Annotated in this window: 2 protein-coding genes; both read right to left on the bottom strand. The window is 44.5% G+C overall.

The annotated features are described in order from the left end of the window. Nucleotides 1–507, bottom strand: a 507-nt coding sequence (locus FC65_RS10370; RefSeq protein WP_156408631.1) for an ATP-binding cassette domain-containing protein, incomplete at its 3' end; no start/stop codon positions are given. A gap of 23 nt (nucleotides 508–530) precedes the next feature. After that, the gene (locus FC65_RS10365; protein ID WP_056972646.1) at nucleotides 531–1,301 is read right to left on the bottom strand and encodes an acetoin reductase; all 771 of its coding nucleotides are present in this window, start codon (nucleotides 1,299–1,301) and stop codon (nucleotides 531–533) included. Nucleotides 1,302–2,070 lie beyond the last annotated feature (769 nt).

Genomic DNA, 2,070 nt, shown 5'->3' with positions numbered 1-2,070 from the left:
GATCAAAATATCAGGGTCGTTAGCCAGTGCGCGTGCGATCGCCACACGCTGCTTTTGCCCACCAGACAAATCCTCCGGGTAAGAAGCAGCATAGTCTGCCAGACCGACTAGCTCCAATAATCTCTGCGCCTTAGCCTTCCGCTTTGCGTGCGGAGTTTTTTCACTGAGCAGAGGATATTCAACGTTATTCAAGACGGTCCGCGACTGCAAGAGGTTGAACTGCTGAAAGATCATGCCGATCTTCTTACGGACTTTGCGCAATTTTTTATCATTTAATTCTTGCAAATTTTGTCCTGACACTGTCACCGTGCCACTTGTCGGCCGTTGTAATAAATTGATGACTCGCACCAAGGTACTTTTACCCGCACCCGAATAACCAACAATACCATAGACACTGCCTTGGCGGACCTGCAAAGAAACATCATCGACGGCGGTAAATGTCTCACCTTTTTTATCAAAGCTAACATTGATATCTTGCAGGTCGATCGCCACTTCTGCTTTACTCATCTGCTCACTTCCTCTCTTAGTCTTTAGTGGAACTTCATCCCGCCATCAACCAGCAATGATTGTCCCGTGATATAAGCAGCACTCGGCGAAACAAACCATGCGATCACTTCAGCGACATCTGCCGGTACTCCTTCACGCCCTAAGCCGATCTCCGTTAAACAATTGGCTTGTTGTTCTGCAACCGACAAACCTTTGAGTTTAGAAGTTTTTTCGTCGATCGCATCTCTTAAAGGAGTCCGCACGATCCCCGGATTATAAGCATTAACTGTGATTTGATCAGCGGCTAATTCCTTGGCAGCCGATTGCGTTAACCCTCTGATCCCAAACTTAGAAGCAGAATAGGCACTTTGTAAAGCTGAGGCTTCGACTCCCGCCAATGAAGCAGCGTTAATGATCCGCCCACCATTTCCTTGTTGCTTAAAACGTTTCGCGGCGGCTTGGATCCCCCAGAAAGTCCCTTTCAAGTTCACATCCAAAAGATGCGAGATCTGCTCCGGATCCGAATCAATGATCGGATCGATAAATGCTTCACCAGCATTATTCACAAAGACGGCCAGTTTGCCTAAGTCCGCCACAGCTTGATCTACTAAATCAAAGACTGCGTCCCGGTCAGCCACATCAACAATGTAGGCCTGTGCTTGATATCCCTGTTCCCGTAAATTTTGTGCCACTTTTGGCGCTGTTTTTTCGTTGATGTCAGCCACAGCAATTGCAAATCCATCCTGTGCCAAACGGTAAGCTGCAGCTTCACCGATCCCTTGTCCTGCCCCTGTAATAATTGCTGTTTTACTCATATTGATTACCCCTTTTTTAATTTATATAAAAAATTCCCCACTCCTGTCACTAAACAACAGAAGCGGGGAAGTCACTTTACCATCCTGATTTGTTTGCAGATCACTCATACAAACCTTAATAACCGCAAGCATAACTTAACTTGTTTGCGGCTTGTCCTTTAACGGAGACAAGCCGAGACACGCTCACAAATTGTCAGCTCACGTGACCTGATCATCGGCCATTTTTCATGCAGCAAATAGTGACAACTTTCAGCAAATATCGTCTCTCTGTTAACTATTTTTCTAGCACTACTTTCCGAATCGATTCATTTAAAATTCTAAAAAAATTCGTCCTTAAGAAATTTCTTTCCTAAGGGCGAACATCCGCGGTACCACCTTAATTTCCGACATTAGTCGGCTCAACAACCAGCTTATTTAATAAAACTGATCTCAACTTGATATTGGAAGTCGCCCACCAGTGGCTTACGAACGCTCGCCCACTTCAGCTCCAAGACCATCTTCAAATTTCTCCGCCGTTTGCTCACACCAGCTGCAAACTTTCTTTACGCTTCAAAATTCTACTCATCTCTTCATTGCTTTCTAATCATTTTTTAAGTTAATTTGTAGTTTAAGCTCATTTAACCTACTTGTCAAGAATCAAATATTTTTATTTGAAAGACGTTAGCAACAAAATTTCAGCGAGGTGCCTCGTACGACCCACTTGTGAGACTTACTTTGCGAGAGTTTGCGTCACATTCTCACTTGTAAGACTTACTTCGCCAGAGTTTGC

This window comes from Ligilactobacillus acidipiscis DSM 15836, assembly GCF_001435755.1.
Lineage (GTDB): Bacteria > Bacillota > Bacilli > Lactobacillales > Lactobacillaceae > Ligilactobacillus > Ligilactobacillus acidipiscis.
This window is presented reverse-complemented; position numbering and strand designations above follow the sequence as displayed.

Excerpts from the sequence above, each read along its gene's own strand:
- FC65_RS10365 (WP_056972646.1), bottom strand. The coding sequence starts at position 1,301 with ATGAGTAAAACAGCAATTATTACAGGGGCAGGACAAGGGATCGGTGAA.